This is a genomic window from Kitasatospora sp. MBT66, from assembly GCF_000710405.2.
GTDB classification, from domain to species: domain Bacteria; phylum Actinomycetota; class Actinomycetes; order Streptomycetales; family Streptomycetaceae; genus Kitasatospora; species Kitasatospora purpeofusca.
Genome location: NZ_JAIY01000005.1, coordinates 66,050 through 81,688, shown reverse-complemented (window position 1 = coordinate 81,688; position 15,639 = coordinate 66,050). Strand labels below are relative to the sequence as shown.

Here is a 15,639-nt window from a genome sequence, read left to right as displayed (position 1 = left end):
GAGCGGAAGTGTCCGCCGCCGACCACTGGAACGACCACTACAAGCAGGGGAAAGGATTTCGTCCCGTCGCCGAGCTGGAGGTCGCGCTGCTCGCCGAGCATCTCGGCCCCGGCAACGGCCGCCGGGCGCTCGACGTGGGCTGCGGCACCGGCGAATACTCCGCCGCCCTCCACGATCTGGGCTTCCAGGTCACGGGGGTCGACTTCTCCGAGGTCGCCGTCGCCACCGCCCAGGACCGGCAGGGAGAGCGCGACGGGCTCGACTTCCGGCTCCTCGACGCGGACCGCGGGGGCCTGGGCCTGCTCCCGGCCGGCGAGTTCGACCTGATCACCTGCCGGCTGTTCCTCCCGTTCGTCGACCTCGTGCCGACCGTCGCCTGCGCCCGTCGCCTCCTCGTCCCCGGCGGCCGACTGCTCGTCACTACCCCGCTCGCCGAACGCCAACGCGCGGGCTGGGAGTCGATCGGTCTGCGCTCGGCCAGTCTCGACCTGCTGCGCGCCTTCGGCTGGAGCGCCATGGCCGAGTACCCGCTCGACGACCTGCTCTGCCTCCTGCTGACCACCCACTTCGCCCTGGAGAGGACCAGCCGATGACCCCCACCACCGCCGCCCGGCCCGCCGTCCCCGGGGACGCCGACGAACTGCTGCGCTTGCGCGTCGCCGTCCTGGACGGCGGCCCGCTCACCGACGAGTGGCGCAACACCTTCCGCGACGACATGCGCGAGCGCCTGGGCAGCGACCCGAACCTGCTCGCCTACGTCGTCCCCACCGCTGGCGGCCTCGCCGCGTGCGCCATCGGCATCGTCTACTGCGGCTACCTCGGCCCCGCGTTCCCCACCGGCTTGTGGGGCCGCATCCACACCGTGGTGACCGATCCCGCCCATCAGCGACGTGGACACGGCCGGGCCGTCACCACCGCCCTCGTCGAAGCCCTCAAGGACCGCGGCTGCGGGTCCGTCGAACTGAGGGCCACCGCCGCCGGCGCGGGCCTGTACCGCACCCTCGGCTTCGAGCCCCTCGACGGCTTCATGACGCTGCGCCCCGGCCCCGGCGGGTGGGCGCGGTGACCGCCTTCGACCTCGACGCCTACAACGAGCGGGCCCGCAACGGGCCGTGCTTCATCTGCTCAATGCTCGCCGGCGCCCCCGGCTATGAGCACCCGATCGTCCTGGACGACGGCGTCCACGTCGCCTTCCTCGACCGCTACCCCACCCTGCACGGCAAGGTCCTGGTCGCCCCGCGCACCCACGTCGAGGACACCATCGGCGACTTCACCGAGGACCAGTACCTCACCCTGCAACGCGTGGTCCACCGCGTCGCCACCGCGCTCACGGCGACCGTTCCGACCGAGCGCGTGTACGTGCTGAGCCTCGGCAGCCAGCAGGGCAACGCCCACGTCCACTGGCACATCGCCGCCCTCCCGCCCAACACCCCATACGAGCAGCAGCAGTTCCACTCCCTGATGACCGAAGGCGCCGGGGTACTGCCCGACGACCCCGAGCGGGCCGACCGCCTCGCCGCCGACCTGCGCGCCCGCCTCAACGGAGGAACCTGACCGTGGCCTTCGTCCCGCCCGAGCAATTCGTCCCCACCCTGCCGCACGGCGTCTCCTACGCCGGCGTGTTCTTCACCGACTGCCACGATCAGCCGCTGCTGCTCACCTCGTTCACCACCCGGGCGAGTACCAGTACCCCGGTGGGCTCCTCGACCCGGGCGAGGACCCGTGGCAGTGCGCGCTGCGGGAGACCGGCGAGGAGATCGGCTTCGTCCCCGCCTCTCTGGACGACGCGCCCCGTCTCCTGCTGCTCTCCTTCACCCCGCCCGAGCCGCCGTGGCCGTGGAAGATCGGCGTCACCTTCGACGGCGGCCGGCTCACCGACGAGGAGATCGAGCGGATCACCCTCGACCCGGCCGAGCACAGTGGCCACGCCGTCCGCACCCTCGATGAGTGGTCGCGCATCGTCACCCCGCGCCGGCTGCGCACGCTGCGCGCCTCGCTCACCGCCCGCCGCACCGGCGTCGCCGCCTACCTCGTCTCCGAGCCCCGTGTGCCGGGCGAGAACGGATGACGACCCCGACCCTCCGCCGTCCACCCAGAGGAGAGCGCTTGAAGACCCGCCCGCCCGAGCCCGACCCCGACGAGAGTGTCTCCGCCAGCGAGCAGTTCCTGTTCGGCGGCCGGCTGCGCTACGACTACGGCTTCACCTCCCACGAGCAGACCATGCTCAAGATCAGCTTTCTCACCGTCGCCCGCCAGATCCCCGGCATGCTCCGCACCGCCCTGCACCTGGCCTGGCACGCCGACCGCGCCGCCCTGGTGGTCATCGCCGTCGCCGAGATCGGCCGCGCCCTGGCCGCCGCGTTCGGACTGCTGGCCACCAACCGCGCGCTCGCCGCCCTGTTCGCTCCCGGAAGCGCTGACCAACTGCTACGAGCCGCGCTGCCGGCCGCGCTCGCCGTGGGAGGGGCCTCTGCGCTCTCCGCGCTCCTCACCATCGCCTCATCCTGGGCGGGCGACCGGCTGGAGCCCAAGACCGAGCGAGCGGCCACCGTCGCCTTCCTCGGCCGCGCGGCCCGCGTAGAGCTGGCCTCCCTGGAAGACCCGGACTTCAGCAGGCTGCTGGAGTCCGCCCGGTTCGGCACCGCAGCGGTACGACGCCTCATCAGCCAGAGCATCGCCGTCCTCACCGCCCTGCTCGGCCTGGTCGCCGCCGGAGGGGTCCTGCTCACCCTCGACCCCGTCCTGATGCCCATGCTGGTACTGATCGCGGCCCCGAAGGGCTGGGGCGCGGTGCGCTCCGCCCGCCGCCGCTACGGCTCAGTGATGGCCTGGCTCCAGCACCACCGGGCCGCCGCCATCCTCGCCCAGCTGATCACACAGCCGCACTCCGCACCCGAGGTCCGCGTCCACGCCATCGGCCCGTTCATCCTCGGCCACTACACCGCGATGGCCGAGGCGTCCGAACAGGAGCAGAACCGCCTCGCCCGCGCCGCCGCCGGCACCTCGATGCTCGCCTCCGCAATGTCCGGGCTGGCCGCCGCCGCGACCTTCGCCGTCCTGGGCTGGCTCGTCCACGACGGCCAGATGGCCCTCGCCGTCGCCGGCACCGCGGTCGTCGGCATCCGCACCGGAGCCGCCGACATCACCTCCCTCGTCCGCACCGCGAACGGACTGTACGAGGAAGCCCTGTTCGTCGCCGACCTGGAGCGCCTCCAGCGCGAGTCCGAGCGCCGTGCCATCCCCACCGGCGGCACCGACCTCCCGCACCGCCCCGACGTGATCACCGTGAAAGACGTCGGCTTCACCTACCCCGGCCGCACCAGCCCGGCCCTGTCCGGCATCACCCTGACGATCCCGCGCGGGCAGGTCGTGGCCTTGGTCGGCGACAACGGCTCCGGCAAGTCCACCCTCGTCAAGATCCTCTGCGGCCTCTACCTCCCGGACACCGGCCGCATCTTCTGGGACGACACCGACACCGCCGGAGCCGACCGCGACCAGCTGTTCTCCTCCGTCGCCGTCCTCGAACAGGACTTCCAGCGCTGGCCGTTCACCCTGCGCGCCAACGTCCTGGTCGGCCGCCCCGAGCACGGCGACGACCCGGCCCTGCTCAAGGGCGCCGCCGACTACGCCGACCTGCACCCCGTCGTCGAGGCCCAGGACAACGGCTGGGACACGCTCGCCGCCCGCGGCTTCCAGGGCGGCGTGCAACTGTCGGGCGGACAGTGGCAGCGCGTCGGTGCCGCCCGAACCCACGTCCGGGCTCTCACCAGCGGACCCGGCGGACGCCCGACCCACCTGGTAATCGCCGACGAACCGACCTCCGCCCTCGACGCCCAGAGCGAGATCGCCGCATTCGCGCGCATCCGCGAACTGGCCGACCAGGGCCTCACGGTCATCCTGATCACCCATCGCCTCGGCGCCACGGCCGACGCCGACCTCATCCACGTTCTGCACGAGGGCCGCCTGTCCGAGAGCGGTACGCACTCCCAGCTCATGGCCGACCTCGACGGCGGATACCGGGCCGCCTATCTGCTTCAGGCCGGCCAGTTCGCCGCCGAGGTGCCCGGCCAGCGTGACAGCACGGTGGCCGAGGCGGCGCCCGAGCCCGCCTGACAGGGCATCCACCCCGCGGTCCACCCGTAGCTGATCAACCCCAACGGGCCATCCACTATGGAGACTTCATGCGATTCGGCACCTACAACCTGTTCAACCTGGGGCAGTTGGCCTCGCGCGAGGAACGGGAGCGCTACGACCTGCTCGTGCAGGTGATCCGCGGCCTCGACGCCGACGTCCTCGCCGTCCAGGAGATCATCGGCAAGGACCCCGAGGAGGCCGCGGTAGTCCTACGCCGCCTCGCCGACGACACCGGCATGTCCTGCGAGGCGACCCGCGCATCCAGCACGGGCCCCGAGCCCGCGCTGGGCAGCAGCCTTCACCGGTTCCACGTCGGCCTGCTCTGGCGGGTTGGCGTCGAACCGGTCCCCGGCACCCTCTGGACCTGCAACGGCGGGGTGGACTTCTGGCACGCCATGACCACTGCGGTCTTCGACACCGGAACCGGAGCGGCTGGGCGAATCCGGCTCGGCTCCTACCATGCGGACCCGTTCCGGCCCCCGCAGCGGCTGAGCGAGGCGTACCGGGTGCTGTCCGCCTACCAGGACGGGCTCCCCGGCGGGATAGGCGCCGACTGGAACGAGATCAGCTCCGACCGCCGGCCGACGGGCGCTTACTTCGACCCGGACACCCTGCCGGGACAGACCCACCGCAAGGTCCGCTACCAGGCCCGCTTCGACCCCGACAACCCGACCGCCCCGCCCTCCTCCGACCGCTCCGCGACCACCCTCCTGCTCCAGCAGCCCGGCGGCCTCGTGGACACCGCAGCCGTGGCCGACGTGCCGTGGCAGCCCACCACCGGCCACTGGGTCGACGCCGAAGGACGCCGCGAGAGCTTCGGGCCCCGCCGCATCGACACCCTGCGCATCACCAGCGACCTGGCCCCCGCCGTCCGGGCCCACACCACCCACGGCGGGCCCCTCGGCGCCAAGCTCGCCGGCGTCGTCCACCAGCATGTCGCCGACGGCCACGGCTCGATCTCCGAGAAGGCGTCCACGGTGATCGCCGAGCACATGGCCACCGGCACGCTGTCGGCGGCCGAACGGGCCAGCGACCACCTGCCCGTCACCACCGACCTCGACCTCACGGCAATCTCTCCAACCGCCCGGGCCACGCCCCGCCCATGAGCCGGCGGACGCAGCTGGCCATGGGAATGCCGCCTCCTGGGCACCGTCTCCCATGGCCACCGGTCCGGTCACCATCCGAGCCGGTGCGGCGAGCCGGGTCACCGCCGGCCCGGCCGCACCGCCCACCGGCCGAGGTCCCTCACCGTCCGCCGACCCGTACCCGCTCCGCCGCAGTTGCCCCAACCCCGCCCTGCTGCCGCAACCCCGGCCGCACCCACACCACTTGGAGGCACCATGTCCACACCCGGCAGCCCCAACCCCACGTACACCCACGCGGTGCCCGTGTCCGCTCCCGACTGGCAGGGCTTGCTGCAGCAGGGAACCGGCCCGATCCAGGCCGAGTTCCGCCAGCTCGTCGAACAGACCACGCACTACCAGGGGGTCAGCCCCGACCTCGTCTGGGGCAACCTGCAGACCCGCGCATACGCCAGGGAGGTCCTGCGGCTGGTCGCCGACCTGCACGACATTCCCCGCGACATCGACGCCGGAGCCGCCGAGCGCGTTGCCCGTGCCCAGTACCTCGGGCAGGGCGGACGTACTTACCACGTCCTGCTGGGCGAGCAGGCCCTGCTCACCGGCATCGGGGGCCCGGCCGTGATGCGACCCCAGCTCAACCACCTCCTGGAGGCGATGGACCTGCCCGGCCTCACCCTCGGCGTCATCCCCGCCCGCGCCCGGCTCCTCGTGTACCCGGGTGACGGCTTCGGGATCTTCGACGGCGCCCGGGTCGAGGTCGAGGGCTACCGCGGTGGCGAGACGATCACCGACGACCGCGTCCAGATCTTCCAGCGAGCCTTCGACCGGCTCAAGCAGTCCGCCGTGTACTTCGACGACGCCCGCGCCATCATCACCACCGCCCTGCAGAACACCTGACCGCCCCCATCCCTCCAGCCTGCGAAGGACAACTGCCTGTGCCACCGACCCCTGCCCCGTCCCTCCGTACCGGCGAGCGGCCCGGCCGCAACGACCGCCCCAGCGAGGACCGCATCCTGGCCACGCCCTCCGGCGACGCCTTCGTGGTCCTCGACGGAGTCTCCACGCTCTCCGACGACCGGCCTCGCGGCGGCTGGTACGCGGACACCCTCGGCAAGCTGATCGTCGACCGCCTCGCCGCGGGCTCGGGAGCGGAGCTGACCGATGTCCTGCACGACGCGATCTCGGCGATCACCCGCGAGTACGCCCTGGCGCCGGGGGCCTCGCCCGCCGCAACGGTGTCCGTCGTGCGCCTGGGCGACACGGTGGTGGAGGCGGCCGTCCTGGGCGACAGCCCCGTCGTGCTGATCGGCCACGACGGCACGGTGCGAACGCTCACCGACACCCGTCTGGCCGAGCTGGTGGAGACCCGGCCGCAGGCCGCCGAGTACCGGCAGCGCCTGGCCGCGGGCAGCGGCTTCGACACCCGGCACCACCAGCTGCTGGTCGAGCTGCGCGACGCCCAGATGGGATGGATCAACCGGCCGGGCGGTTACTGGGTGGCCGAGGCCGTCCCGGAGGCCGGCCGCCAAGCGGTCACGGCCACCTGGCCGCGCGCCGAAGTCGCCCAGATCCTGGCCGCCACCGACGGGGTGTCCAGCGCGGTCGACGACTACGGCCTGTACTCGTGGACGGAGCTGGCCGCCTCCTGCCGCGCCGACGGGCCGCAGGCCCTGGTCGACGCCGTCCACCGGGCCGAGGAGCAGGACGCCGACGGCCGGGCCTGGCCCCGCTACAAGCCGAGCGACGACAAGGCCCTCGCCCACCTCGACCTCGCGCCAGGCGGGACACCCGCCGGCTGAGCCCGCGCACGCACCTGTCGGGCGCGAGCGGCACCGCTCGCGCCCGGCAGGCCGCCGTGGTCGCGTGCCCCCGGCCCGGCCGGCAGGGCAGTAGGCTCCCCGCCGCCCGGGCGGATCGCGGTCACTGCCGGGCCGGCACCTGCGCGCCCCTGTCGTCCAGTGCCCAGGCCAGCCACTCCAGGCCCCACTGGAGCGGGGTTCCGCGCCGGTCGGTCAGCGCGGCCGGGACCTCGAACATGTCGGGCAGCGGGATGTGCTCGCGCAGCAGCGGCTCGGCCAGCTGCGCCAGCCACTCGTACCCGGGTACGCCTGTGTGGCCAGCGACGAACCCCTCGACCACCGCGGCGGCGCGCACCGGATCGGCGACCGTGGCTCGGATCTCCGTCTCGGGCACATCACTCACACGGCCGGCGTGCTCGTCGGCACCGGCCAGCAGGAGCAGCGCCAGCGCCTGCAGCCCGTGGACGGCGTAGGAGTCGTACGGGCCCTCGTCGTCCTCCCAACGCGGCTCGACCAGTTCGGCCCCCCGCCACAGCGCGTCCGACCATCCGGCCGATTGTGTCTGCGCCGCCAGCGCGCCGGCCCTCCACCACAGCCTCTTCTTCTTGACCACTCTCGTCCCCTTCTCGGCAGCCCTGCACTCACTATGCCCGACCTTCCCCCGCCGCCGGTCCGCCCATCCGGCAGCCTCGTGCTGGGGTCAGCGGCCGGGGAATCCGACTGCGCGCCGCACCCCGGCGCCGGGGCCCGGCTGCACGACCACCTCGCGCGGGCCCGTGCAACCCGCGCCTCGACCACGGGCTGCGGCCCTGCACGGGCCTACGAATATTCTGTTGCCGCCACCACCGGCGGCGCGCTTCCATCTACGGATGGAGACAGCAACTCCGCAGCACCTCAACGAGTTTCGCGACAATGGGTACACCGTGGTGCCCGACGCCCTCACACCCGGCCAAGTGGCTTCCTGGCGCGCGTTGGTCGCCCGGCACGTCGACCAGCAGCCGCCCGAGAACGGCCGGACCGGACCGTACTTCCTGTGGCCCGTACTCGCGCAGGACCCCGAACTGCGCGCCCTGTACGGCGGCAATGCCGTCGCCGACACCGTCCGTCCCTTTCTGCGGGAGGGCCTCGCACTGGCGGAGCCGGAGGTCGCGCAGCTGGCGCTCACCCTGCCCCCGCACCCGCGCTATCCCGGCGCCCCGCACATCGACGGCCTCACCCCAACGGAGGAGGACGGCCGACCGGGAACGTTCACCGTGCTCGCCGGCCTGCTCCTGACCGACCAGCGCGACCGCGACCGGGGAAACCTGTGGGTATGGCCGGGCACTCACCTGCGCACCGGGGCGTGGCTGCGCGAGCATGGCGCCGACGCGCTGGCCACCGCGGCGCCGTACCCGCCGGTCGAGCTGGGCAAGCCGGTCCAGGTCACCGGAGCAGCCGGAAGCCTGGTCCTGGTGCACTACCTCCTGGCGCACAACATCGGCGGGCACTTCGGGACCGCCCGCGACGAGCGGCGCGAGACCGTGTACTTCCGCCTGCGCGTAGGCGGCCACCGCGGGCACTGGCGTGAGGCCGTGACCGACCCGTTGACGGAGTTCGCCCGCTGACGTGCGAGGTCCGAGGCAGGACTGCGGTGTCCGCCACCGACTTCCGCATGGCCACCACCAAGCCCTTCAGATCTGCGACCGCCTGACCGTCAGCAGGACCCAGAGCACCAACGTCTGGGGCGCGAGCACCGTCAACGGCAGCAAGGTCGCAGCCTCCGCCGCCGGACGAACCCGGCCCGGCCGCCCCCGCCCGAGGGTAACGGCCGGCGGCCCTTCCGGGTGGGCGGGAGCGCCTTTCTGCCCGGCCGTAGCCGGATGATCCGCCCCTCGACATCTCACCTACCCTTGCATCGGGATGCTGCGCAGGTGCCAGGTCCTGCCCGACCTGGCACCGTCCTGCTGTTCGAGATCGCCACCGGCAAGGCCCTCTTTCCGGCCGCCTCTACCGTCGGCTCATCGCCGAGGGGAACTCAGCTGGCATCTCCTCCCCGCCCCATGTGAGGGGGGCGAAAACCCGTTGCCGCGATCATCCGACCGCGCGATCCTCCGGTCATGGACACTCCACCCGCAGTGATCACCCTGGCCGAGGGGCTGGTGCTCCGCCGCTTCAACGGCGAGGCGGACCTGCCTCAGTTGTTCCGCGTTATCAGCGAGTCCCAGGACCATCTGCGGCCCTGGATGCCGTGGATCGCCGAGCACAGCCCGGAGGCGACGCGCGCCTTCCTACTCACCCGCGCCGAACGCTGGGACAGCGGAAAGGCCTACACCTACGCGATCGTCGCCGACGGCGCCATCGCGGGCACCTGCCAGCTGTTTCGTACCGGCGCCCCGGCGGACGGGATCTTGGGGATCGGCTACTGGCTCCACCCCGCCGCGACCAGCCGCGGCCTGGCGACTCGTGCTGCCCTTGCTCTGGTGCGCGAAGCGTTCGCCCTCCCCGGCGTGAGCTGCGTCGAGATCGTCCACGACCCGGCCAACCGCTCCAGCGGCGCGGTTCCGGCCAGGCTCGGCTTCACCGAGCACGAGCGCCGGCCGGCCGAGCGCCTCGCACCCGCCGAGACCGGCGAGGAGCAGGTGTGGCGGATGCCCCGCGCGCGGTTCGAAGACGGCGCTACGGTGTTTCGAGGAGATCGGCCGTAATCCGGTCCCACGTTGGCCGGCCCTCGCCGATGCGGCGGACCACGGTCAACAGCCGCCCGTTCAGGTGGGTGTCCAAGGCCTGTTCGCGCCGCGCGCTGCGAGTGCGCCGGACAGCCGGCTCGGGCAGGCGGTGGGCGAGAACTCCCAGTAGGACCTCGTGGGTTGCGGGGCCGAGCCGATCCGCCGCCACCCATCGCCCGCGCACCAGGACGCCGCCAACCTGGCCCTCGACCTCACCGTTCGTCTCGAAGCGGCGCGTCAGCGCAGCGTCCGTCCGCGCCTCGGCCCGCTCCAGCTCCTCCCTCAGCGACGGTGCCCCGACATCGGTCGGCAGCGAATGGAGGAGCGGGCCTCCCGCGCCGGTGTCGTCGTCCTCTTCGTCCGTCGCTGGCCCGGCGGGAGCTTCACGGTAGGCGTCCCTGCGACGTTCCGCCCGAATGTCCCAGACCGCATGCCCCGGCTCCTCGATCCAGGACCGGTCCACGCCGCTGTCCAGGCCGTCAGCGGCGGGCAGGAAGATGTCGACGCCCACGCCCGCGTGCCCGATCCACACCCAACTCATGAAGTAGGCATGGCCGGCATGCGCAGTCGACCACTCGGCGAGCTGAAGGAGTCGGCGCCGCTGCTCGGGTGTCTCCTTCCCGGGGAATAGCTTCTTGGTACTGGTCCTGCGCCGTCCGCGCGCCTCCCCGGCGAGCGGGCCGGTGCCCAGCTGGAACAGCAGGTCCGGACGGACTCCACCACCGCCGTACTGCTTCACCAGGTGGCCGGGCAGGACATCGAAACTGTGCAGAGCGTCGCCCTCGGACCACCCGAGCAGGCACTCGCTGGCCGCGGTCATCACGCCCAGGCCAGCGGCTTCCGCGACGAACCGGCTGATGTGCCCGGAGCTGGCGAGGAGCGCAGGAACGTCGGCCGTCAGCGGGGCACCGGGCGTGCTCGAGGTGAGGTAGCTGAGCAGGAGCGCCACCTCATGGTCCCGCACACGCGGATCGACGATCTTCCGCGTGTCGCAGGCAAGGGCGTTGATGTGGACAAGCCTCGAGAGCGCCACGGGCAGCGGCCCCTGGCCGACCTCGGTGGCAACGACGTCCGAGGTGCCGTCCGGATTCGGCTGGACACTGAACTTCCACAGGCGGGCACGCACGCTGGTCGTCATGTCCTCAGCCTACGAAGCGCTACCGACACCCTCTGTGGCAGCCTGCCGAACAGCACACCTACAGCGCACCAGGCCGCCGCGGGCAGCTTGCCCGGCCCATGATGGTGCCACGGTCGGAGCGTCGGTCTTGGGACGGCTTCGTCCCGCCCGCGCGGGAGCGGCCCGCGCCCGGAAGCAGGCAGCACCGCCCGTTGGCGTGATCATCCCGCCGCCGCCACGATGCCCTGCGGCTCGGTGTCTTACGTCGCGCTTCGGGAGGTTCGCGGGCGCAGGAAGTGGAGGAGGTCCGCGGTGATCACGCGGTAGCTGCCGCCCACCTCCACGACGGTCACCGGGTAGCGGCGCTCGCGGGCCATGCGGTACCCCGCGGTCCTGCCGAGTGAGAGCAGCTCGTTGGCCACCGACAGCGGGATCGCCGGCGGGAGAGCAGCGAGAGCCTCCGGGGTATACCTCCCCGACCGGGCAGTCCGGACTGCGTTCACGGCAACATTCCCTCTCGCGCGATGTTCTCTGTGCGAGAAACTTCTATCACACCTGCCCTAGCCGCAGAAGACATCTCATGTATCCTCCCCTCATGGAAGAATCAAGTGAGCACTGGCCGGCCTCACTCACGGCGCGGATCGCCCGGGTCGTCAAGGAGCAGCGCGGTCGGCGAGGCATGACGACGCATGATCTCTCGGAGGCATGCGAGGTCAGGGGGGTGCCGATCGCCGCCAACACCATCACCAAGATCGAAAAAGGGCAGCGGGACTCACTCAGGCTTGAGGAGGCCATCGTTCTGGCCCACGCCCTCGATCTGCCACTCGTTGCGTTGCTCATCCCGTTGGAGGCCCAGGCCGACATCGACCTTCTTCCCAACGTGACCATTCCCGTGTGGGAGGCAGCGGCCTGGGTCACCGGCGAGGACCACCTGGGCGAGGCCCCGCCGCCCGGCTCGGCCCGTGCCGTACTCGGCACCTTCCGTGAACACGACGTCGATGTCCGAACCGCGCTGATCTCCACCCGCGAAGCCCACAGCCGCCGCGTTCAGGCCCGCCAGGCCCTCGGCTCCGCCCGCTACGAGCAGCTGGCCCGACAAGCGGACGAACTCGACCGCATGGCCCATGAGGACTGTGCGCGCCTGAAGACCGTCCGGGACCGGATGCGGGCCGACGGGCTCCAGCCGGCACCGCTGCCGGCCGCTCTCGAGTTCGTCGACGCTCCCGAAAGGCCGGCCTCCGGCTGACTCGAACGTCCTGGCCGGGGCCCGGCGCACACCGCCGCAGCTTCCCCCGGACATCCTTCCCACCGTCACACCTGACGGTCCCCGAGACGGCTTTCGCCTGGCAGCTTCCGTCCGTCCCGGAGACCCAGCCACCCCTTGGCCATCGACCAGAGAGGGCTCGCCCCATAATGCCGCATGCCCGCACACGGGCCGCACGCAGTGCGCTCCCCCCTTCCCCTCCGCCCACCCCAGGCTGCGCCTGCGCGCCCCCGGACGCTTCCGCACTTCTCCACACCGCAGACGAGGCCGCCGCGATCCTCAAGGTCAGCCCAGGAACGCTGCGCCGCTGGCGCCGCGAGAACACGGGGCCGGCCTACGTCAAGGTCGGCGGCCGAGTCGGCTACCGCCACCAGGACCTCGTCGACTACCTTGCCAGCTGCGTCGTGGTGCCGGAGGTGGCGGCCTGATGACGACGCCAGAGCGCATCGACGCCCCGGTCGGCGTCAAGATCTCCACCGACATCGAGTACCGGCCCGGCAACCCGAACCCTTACCGCGCCCGTGTCCGCTGGGTCGACCCGATCACCAAGGCCCGTCCGTCGCGCTCGACTATGTTCCCCACCGAGCCCGATGCGCAGGACTGGCTCGACCGCATCGCCAAGGCGGCCGGGCGCGGCGTCGGCGTCGACCTCGCCACGACGTCGCTCAGCGAGTACGGCGACTCCGTCATGGATCTGGCAATGCGGGGACTCGAACTCAAGACCCATGCCCCGTACATGGCCGGCTGGCGTCTTCGCGTCAAACCGACCGTCGGCCACCTCCAGGTCGTCGGTATCACGGCTGGCATCGCCGACCGCGCCCTCAACGCCTGGATCGCCGACGGTGCCGGAATTTCCACCCTCAAGAACACCATCGCCGTGTGGGTCAGGGTCATGGAGCAGGCCATCCGCGACGGCATCATCGAGATCAACCCCGCCCGCCTGAACGGCTGGCAGAAGCTGATCAAGACCGCCGAGGACGAGGAACACGACCCCCGCGGGCTGGCACTGCGCGACTGGGACACGCTCGACCGCCTCGCCGATGCCCTGGTGACCGCCTCCTTCAACCAGTACGACGGCTGGGGCGACATCGTCCGCTTCGCCGGCGGCACTGGCGCCCGCATCGGCGAGGTCTCCGGCGTCCGCGCCGGCGACATCGACACCGACAAGTGGATCTGGCGAGTCTGCCGACAGACCACCACCGCACCCGGCGGGCTGATCGACAAGGGCACCAAGGGCAAGCGCTCCCGCCTCGTCCCGATCATCCCGGAGCTGCGGCCCAACATCGCCTGGCGGATCTCCCGGGTCGGCAACCGGCCCGATGCCCGGCTGTTCACTGGCCCCCGCGGCGGCCGGATCACCACCGCGGTGCTGCGCGACGCCACCCACTGGGACGATGTCGTCGTCGGCCTGGGCTACGAGTACCTGCGCCGACACGACCTGCGCCACACCGCGCTGACCTGGTTCGCCGACGCCGGCGTCCCGCCCCACGTCCTCATGCGAATCGCCGGACACGGCCAGCTCACCACGACCCAGCGCTACCTCCACCCCGACCTGCGCTCCATCGAACGCGCCGGCGCCCAGCTCACCACCTACATCAACGCCTCCCGGGGCTTGCCCGGCCCGAAGGTCGAGGTCGAACAGATCCGCCAACTCGCCCTGACCGGCTGACCCTGGCCAGCCCCGATCAGCGCGAAGGTCCCCGTCCGACGGACGGGGACCTCTCCAGCGTCGGCATGGCGCAGCCGGTCCAGCACTCAACGTCCCTGACGCCGAGTTCGGGGCGTAGGAGTTGCCATGTCGAACAAGAAGTCGCGGCGCCAGCGGGACGCCCCTCGCGTCAAGGCGAATGAGGTGCAGCGGCAGTGCCTGGGCACCCGAGAGGACTTCCACGAGGCACGCGTCCGAACTACCGAACGGCACCTGACCCCCGCTTCGCGATTTACCCCAACTGCGTGGCGCCATCCTGCGATCATCGATTCGTCCCGGGCAAGCGACACGAACTGAGGCAGCACCATGTGGAACTACGCGGAACTCGCCACGGAGGCCAGCAAGCGTGGCGGCCCAGTCGCGTTGCGGTACTTCTATCGCGGGCAGGGCGTCGTCATAGGCGGCGTCCTCACCGGCGCGGCCGTGGCCGGGACTCTGCTCTACGACAAGTGGCGCGCCCGCCGCACCGATGCTGCCGAGCCGGCGCACGAGAGCACCACGGAGGTGTCGTCACCCGGCGACGCCCCGGCGACCGGGCACGCCTGACCCCCTGGCGGGTCAGTCCTGCTTAATCCGCCAACTCGCCCTGACCGGCTGAAGCTGGTCAGCCCTCACCAGCTGCGGAGGTCCCGTCAGACGGGCGGGAACCTCCCCAGCGTCGGCACGGCGCAAACCGCTGTGCCGCTAGGCTCCCCACAGCCGAGTTCGGGGAAGAGGAGCTGCCATGTCGAACAAAAAGTCGCGGCGCCAGCGGGACGCCGCGCGCGCCAGGGCCGACGAGGTGCAGCGGCAGCGTCTGGGCGCCACGGAGGGCTTTCACGAGGCACACGCCGGAACCGTCGCCGAACGGCACCTGGACCCCCGCTTCATCCAACGCCGCCACACGGACGAGGGCCACGAGATCTCCTGGCACCCGGACACGAAGACCGGCCAGGACCTCCAGGACTCGATCCAGCGCCAGCTCGATTCGTTCCGGGAGAAGTTCGGCCGGGAGCCTGGACCCGACGACCCGCTGTTCTTCGACCCGGACGCTGACGAGCCCCGCCCGATGCCCGAGGAGCGCATCAGCGAGCTGCTCGGCGAGATGGCGGTGATCGCCGAGCAGGCCGGAATCGACCCGGCTTTCATCCACGCCTGGCGGGACCTCGGGTACGTGGTCACCGAGGACACCCGGCACCTGTTCAGTGCCGCCGAGATCCAGGTGTTCTCGGACACCGTCAGGGCGTACCAGAGCGAAGGTGGCTCCCAGCCGGAGGAGCCCCAGGCCGACACCCCGCTGGAGAGCCTGCGGAACGTCATCGACGCCATCATCACGCGACGTGACCCGCGGATCGCCATGCGCGTCGTACTCGGCATCGACCAGGCAGGGGCAACCGAAGGCGAGGAAGCCGCCGGTCTCATGGCCTCCCTCCTGTTCGGCGCCCTCGCGGGCTGGCTCTCCGGCGCCCGCGAGGCCGAGCTCACCCCTGACGACGCCATCGTGGCCGTCGACTGGGTCCGCGAATCACTCGGCACGGCTCACAGCCGCAAGGTCATGCACATCGCTGGCATCCTCGGACACCCCGACGCATCCGGCGCCACCGTCAACGAGGCAGCCGACCAGCTCGGCGACGATTTCCTCCCCACGTTTATCTGGCTAACCGCAGGCGTGGTCGCCACCGCAGGGAAGGGCGACGTCCACTGGCTCAACCAGTTCGACATCTCCCTCGGACGCTGACTCCTACGCTGGCGGGAGTAGTCTCAACGGCTCCCGCCAGCCCATGTAAGCGCCCTCCACGGTGCTGCTGCAGGATCTCTCCAGAGTGCTGGCGCAGACCGAACAAATGGCTC

General features: G+C 71.7%; 18 protein-coding genes. 15 read left to right on the top strand and 3 right to left on the bottom strand.

Features of this window, described 5'->3' with window-relative positions; genetic code table 11:
- The first annotated feature begins 8 nt into the window (after positions 1-8).
- The 8 genes from BI06_RS11375 (at position 9) to BI06_RS11340 (ending at position 7,015) form a co-directional block, all read left to right on the top strand.
- Entirely contained in the window at positions 9-593 is a 585-nt protein-coding gene (locus BI06_RS11375) for a bifunctional 2-polyprenyl-6-hydroxyphenol methylase/3-demethylubiquinol 3-O-methyltransferase UbiG (RefSeq protein WP_051740758.1), read from the top strand.
- Positions 590-1,066 carry a GNAT family N-acetyltransferase gene (locus BI06_RS11370; protein ID WP_033825792.1) on the top strand — a complete coding sequence of 159 codons (477 nt, stop codon included), beginning with the start codon at positions 590-592 and terminating at the stop codon, positions 1,064-1,066. The genes BI06_RS11375 and BI06_RS11370 overlap by 4 nt, the downstream gene beginning before the upstream one ends.
- Positions 1,063-1,554 carry an HIT family protein gene (locus tag BI06_RS11365; protein ID WP_033825877.1) on the top strand — a complete coding sequence of 164 codons (492 nt, stop codon included), beginning with the start codon at positions 1,063-1,065 and terminating at the stop codon, positions 1,552-1,554. The genes BI06_RS11370 and BI06_RS11365 overlap by 4 nt, the downstream gene beginning before the upstream one ends.
- Before the next feature lie 25 nt (positions 1,555-1,579).
- Positions 1,580-2,068 (top strand): NUDIX domain-containing protein, encoded by a 489-nt coding sequence (locus BI06_RS55460; protein ID WP_082558447.1) that lies wholly within the window; start codon positions 1,580-1,582, stop codon positions 2,066-2,068.
- 38 nt (positions 2,069-2,106) lie between these two features.
- Entirely contained in the window at positions 2,107-4,113 is a 2,007-nt protein-coding gene (locus BI06_RS11355; protein ID WP_033825790.1) for an ABC transporter ATP-binding protein, read from the top strand.
- A gap of 68 nt (positions 4,114-4,181) precedes the next feature.
- On the top strand, positions 4,182-5,240 hold the full coding sequence (locus BI06_RS50580; RefSeq protein WP_033825789.1) for an endonuclease/exonuclease/phosphatase family protein: 1,059 nt from the start codon (positions 4,182-4,184) through the stop codon (positions 5,238-5,240).
- Between the two features lie 234 nt (positions 5,241-5,474).
- Entirely contained in the window at positions 5,475-6,113 is a 639-nt protein-coding gene (locus tag BI06_RS11345) for a DUF5753 domain-containing protein (RefSeq protein ID WP_051740754.1), read from the top strand.
- A gap of 38 nt (positions 6,114-6,151) precedes the next feature.
- Positions 6,152-7,015: a protein phosphatase 2C domain-containing protein gene (locus BI06_RS11340; RefSeq protein WP_033825788.1), complete on the top strand. Its 864-nt coding sequence runs from the start codon at positions 6,152-6,154 to the stop codon at positions 7,013-7,015.
- Positions 7,016-7,136: 121 nt separating this feature from the next.
- Here the strand turns inward: BI06_RS11340 and BI06_RS11335 are convergent, their stop codons facing one another.
- Positions 7,137-7,628 carry a hypothetical protein gene (locus BI06_RS11335; protein ID WP_033825787.1) on the bottom strand — a complete coding sequence of 164 codons (492 nt, stop codon included), beginning with the start codon at positions 7,626-7,628 and terminating at the stop codon, positions 7,137-7,139.
- A 256-nt stretch (positions 7,629-7,884) separates the two neighbouring features.
- Between BI06_RS11335 and BI06_RS11330 the strand changes: the two genes are divergently transcribed.
- Together BI06_RS11330 and BI06_RS11325 are read left to right on the top strand one after the other, a co-directional pair.
- Entirely contained in the window at positions 7,885-8,619 is a 735-nt protein-coding gene (locus BI06_RS11330; RefSeq protein ID WP_082558435.1) for a phytanoyl-CoA dioxygenase family protein, read from the top strand.
- Between the two features lie 510 nt (positions 8,620-9,129).
- On the top strand, positions 9,130-9,699 hold the full coding sequence (locus tag BI06_RS11325; protein ID WP_368666638.1) for a GNAT family N-acetyltransferase: 570 nt from the start codon (positions 9,130-9,132) through the stop codon (positions 9,697-9,699).
- Here the strand turns inward: BI06_RS11325 and BI06_RS11320 are convergent.
- The gene (locus tag BI06_RS11320) at positions 9,671-10,858 is read right to left on the bottom strand and encodes a hypothetical protein (RefSeq protein ID WP_051740751.1); all 1,188 of its coding nucleotides are present in this window, start codon (positions 10,856-10,858) and stop codon (positions 9,671-9,673) included. The genes BI06_RS11325 and BI06_RS11320 overlap by 29 nt on opposite strands.
- A 239-nt stretch (positions 10,859-11,097) precedes the next feature.
- Positions 11,098-11,259, bottom strand: a complete 162-nt coding sequence (locus BI06_RS11315) for a hypothetical protein (protein WP_233289437.1) — start codon at positions 11,257-11,259, stop codon at positions 11,098-11,100.
- Positions 11,260-11,432: 173 nt separating this feature from the next.
- Here BI06_RS11315 and BI06_RS47950 point away from each other — a divergent pair, with 173 nt between their 5' ends.
- From BI06_RS47950 to BI06_RS11295, 5 genes are all read left to right on the top strand, one after another.
- Positions 11,433-12,083: a helix-turn-helix domain-containing protein gene (locus BI06_RS47950; protein WP_033825872.1), complete on the top strand. Its 651-nt coding sequence runs from the start codon at positions 11,433-11,435 to the stop codon at positions 12,081-12,083.
- 167 nt (positions 12,084-12,250) lie between these two features.
- Positions 12,251-12,529 (top strand): helix-turn-helix domain-containing protein, encoded by a 279-nt coding sequence (locus BI06_RS55455; protein ID WP_082527234.1) that lies wholly within the window; start codon positions 12,251-12,253, stop codon positions 12,527-12,529.
- Positions 12,529-13,770, top strand: a complete 1,242-nt coding sequence (locus tag BI06_RS11305; RefSeq protein ID WP_033825785.1) for a site-specific integrase — start codon at positions 12,529-12,531, stop codon at positions 13,768-13,770. Before BI06_RS55455 ends, BI06_RS11305 begins: the two co-directional genes overlap by 1 nt.
- 345 nt (positions 13,771-14,115) lie before the next feature.
- On the top strand, positions 14,116-14,355 hold the full coding sequence (locus BI06_RS11300; protein WP_033825784.1) for a hypothetical protein: 240 nt from the start codon (positions 14,116-14,118) through the stop codon (positions 14,353-14,355).
- Positions 14,356-14,533: 178 nt separating this feature from the next.
- On the top strand, positions 14,534-15,526 hold the full coding sequence (locus BI06_RS11295; protein WP_033825783.1) for a hypothetical protein: 993 nt from the start codon (positions 14,534-14,536) through the stop codon (positions 15,524-15,526).
- The last annotated feature ends 113 nt before the right edge of the window (positions 15,527-15,639 follow it).

Bases quoted from the DNA above. Each gene is read 5' to 3' on its own strand.
- BI06_RS11320 (WP_051740751.1), bottom strand. From the start codon at position 10,858: ATGACGACCAGCGTGCGTGCCCGCCTGTGGAAGTTCAGTGTCCAGCCG.
- BI06_RS11305 (WP_033825785.1), top strand. From the start codon at position 12,529: ATGACGACGCCAGAGCGCATCGACGCCCCGGTCGGCGTCAAGATCTCC.
- BI06_RS11330 (WP_082558435.1), top strand. From the start codon at position 7,885: ATGGAGACAGCAACTCCGCAGCACCTCAACGAGTTTCGCGACAATGGG.
- BI06_RS11345 (WP_051740754.1), top strand. From the start codon at position 5,475: ATGTCCACACCCGGCAGCCCCAACCCCACGTACACCCACGCGGTGCCC.
- BI06_RS47950 (WP_033825872.1), top strand. From the start codon at position 11,433: ATGGAAGAATCAAGTGAGCACTGGCCGGCCTCACTCACGGCGCGGATC.
- BI06_RS11295 (WP_033825783.1), top strand. From the start codon at position 14,534: ATGTCGAACAAAAAGTCGCGGCGCCAGCGGGACGCCGCGCGCGCCAGG.
- BI06_RS11370 (WP_033825792.1), top strand. From the start codon at position 590: ATGACCCCCACCACCGCCGCCCGGCCCGCCGTCCCCGGGGACGCCGAC.
- BI06_RS55455 (WP_082527234.1), top strand. From the start codon at position 12,251: ATGCCGCATGCCCGCACACGGGCCGCACGCAGTGCGCTCCCCCCTTCC.
- BI06_RS11300 (WP_033825784.1), top strand. From the start codon at position 14,116: ATGTGGAACTACGCGGAACTCGCCACGGAGGCCAGCAAGCGTGGCGGC.
- BI06_RS50580 (WP_033825789.1), top strand. From the start codon at position 4,182: ATGCGATTCGGCACCTACAACCTGTTCAACCTGGGGCAGTTGGCCTCG.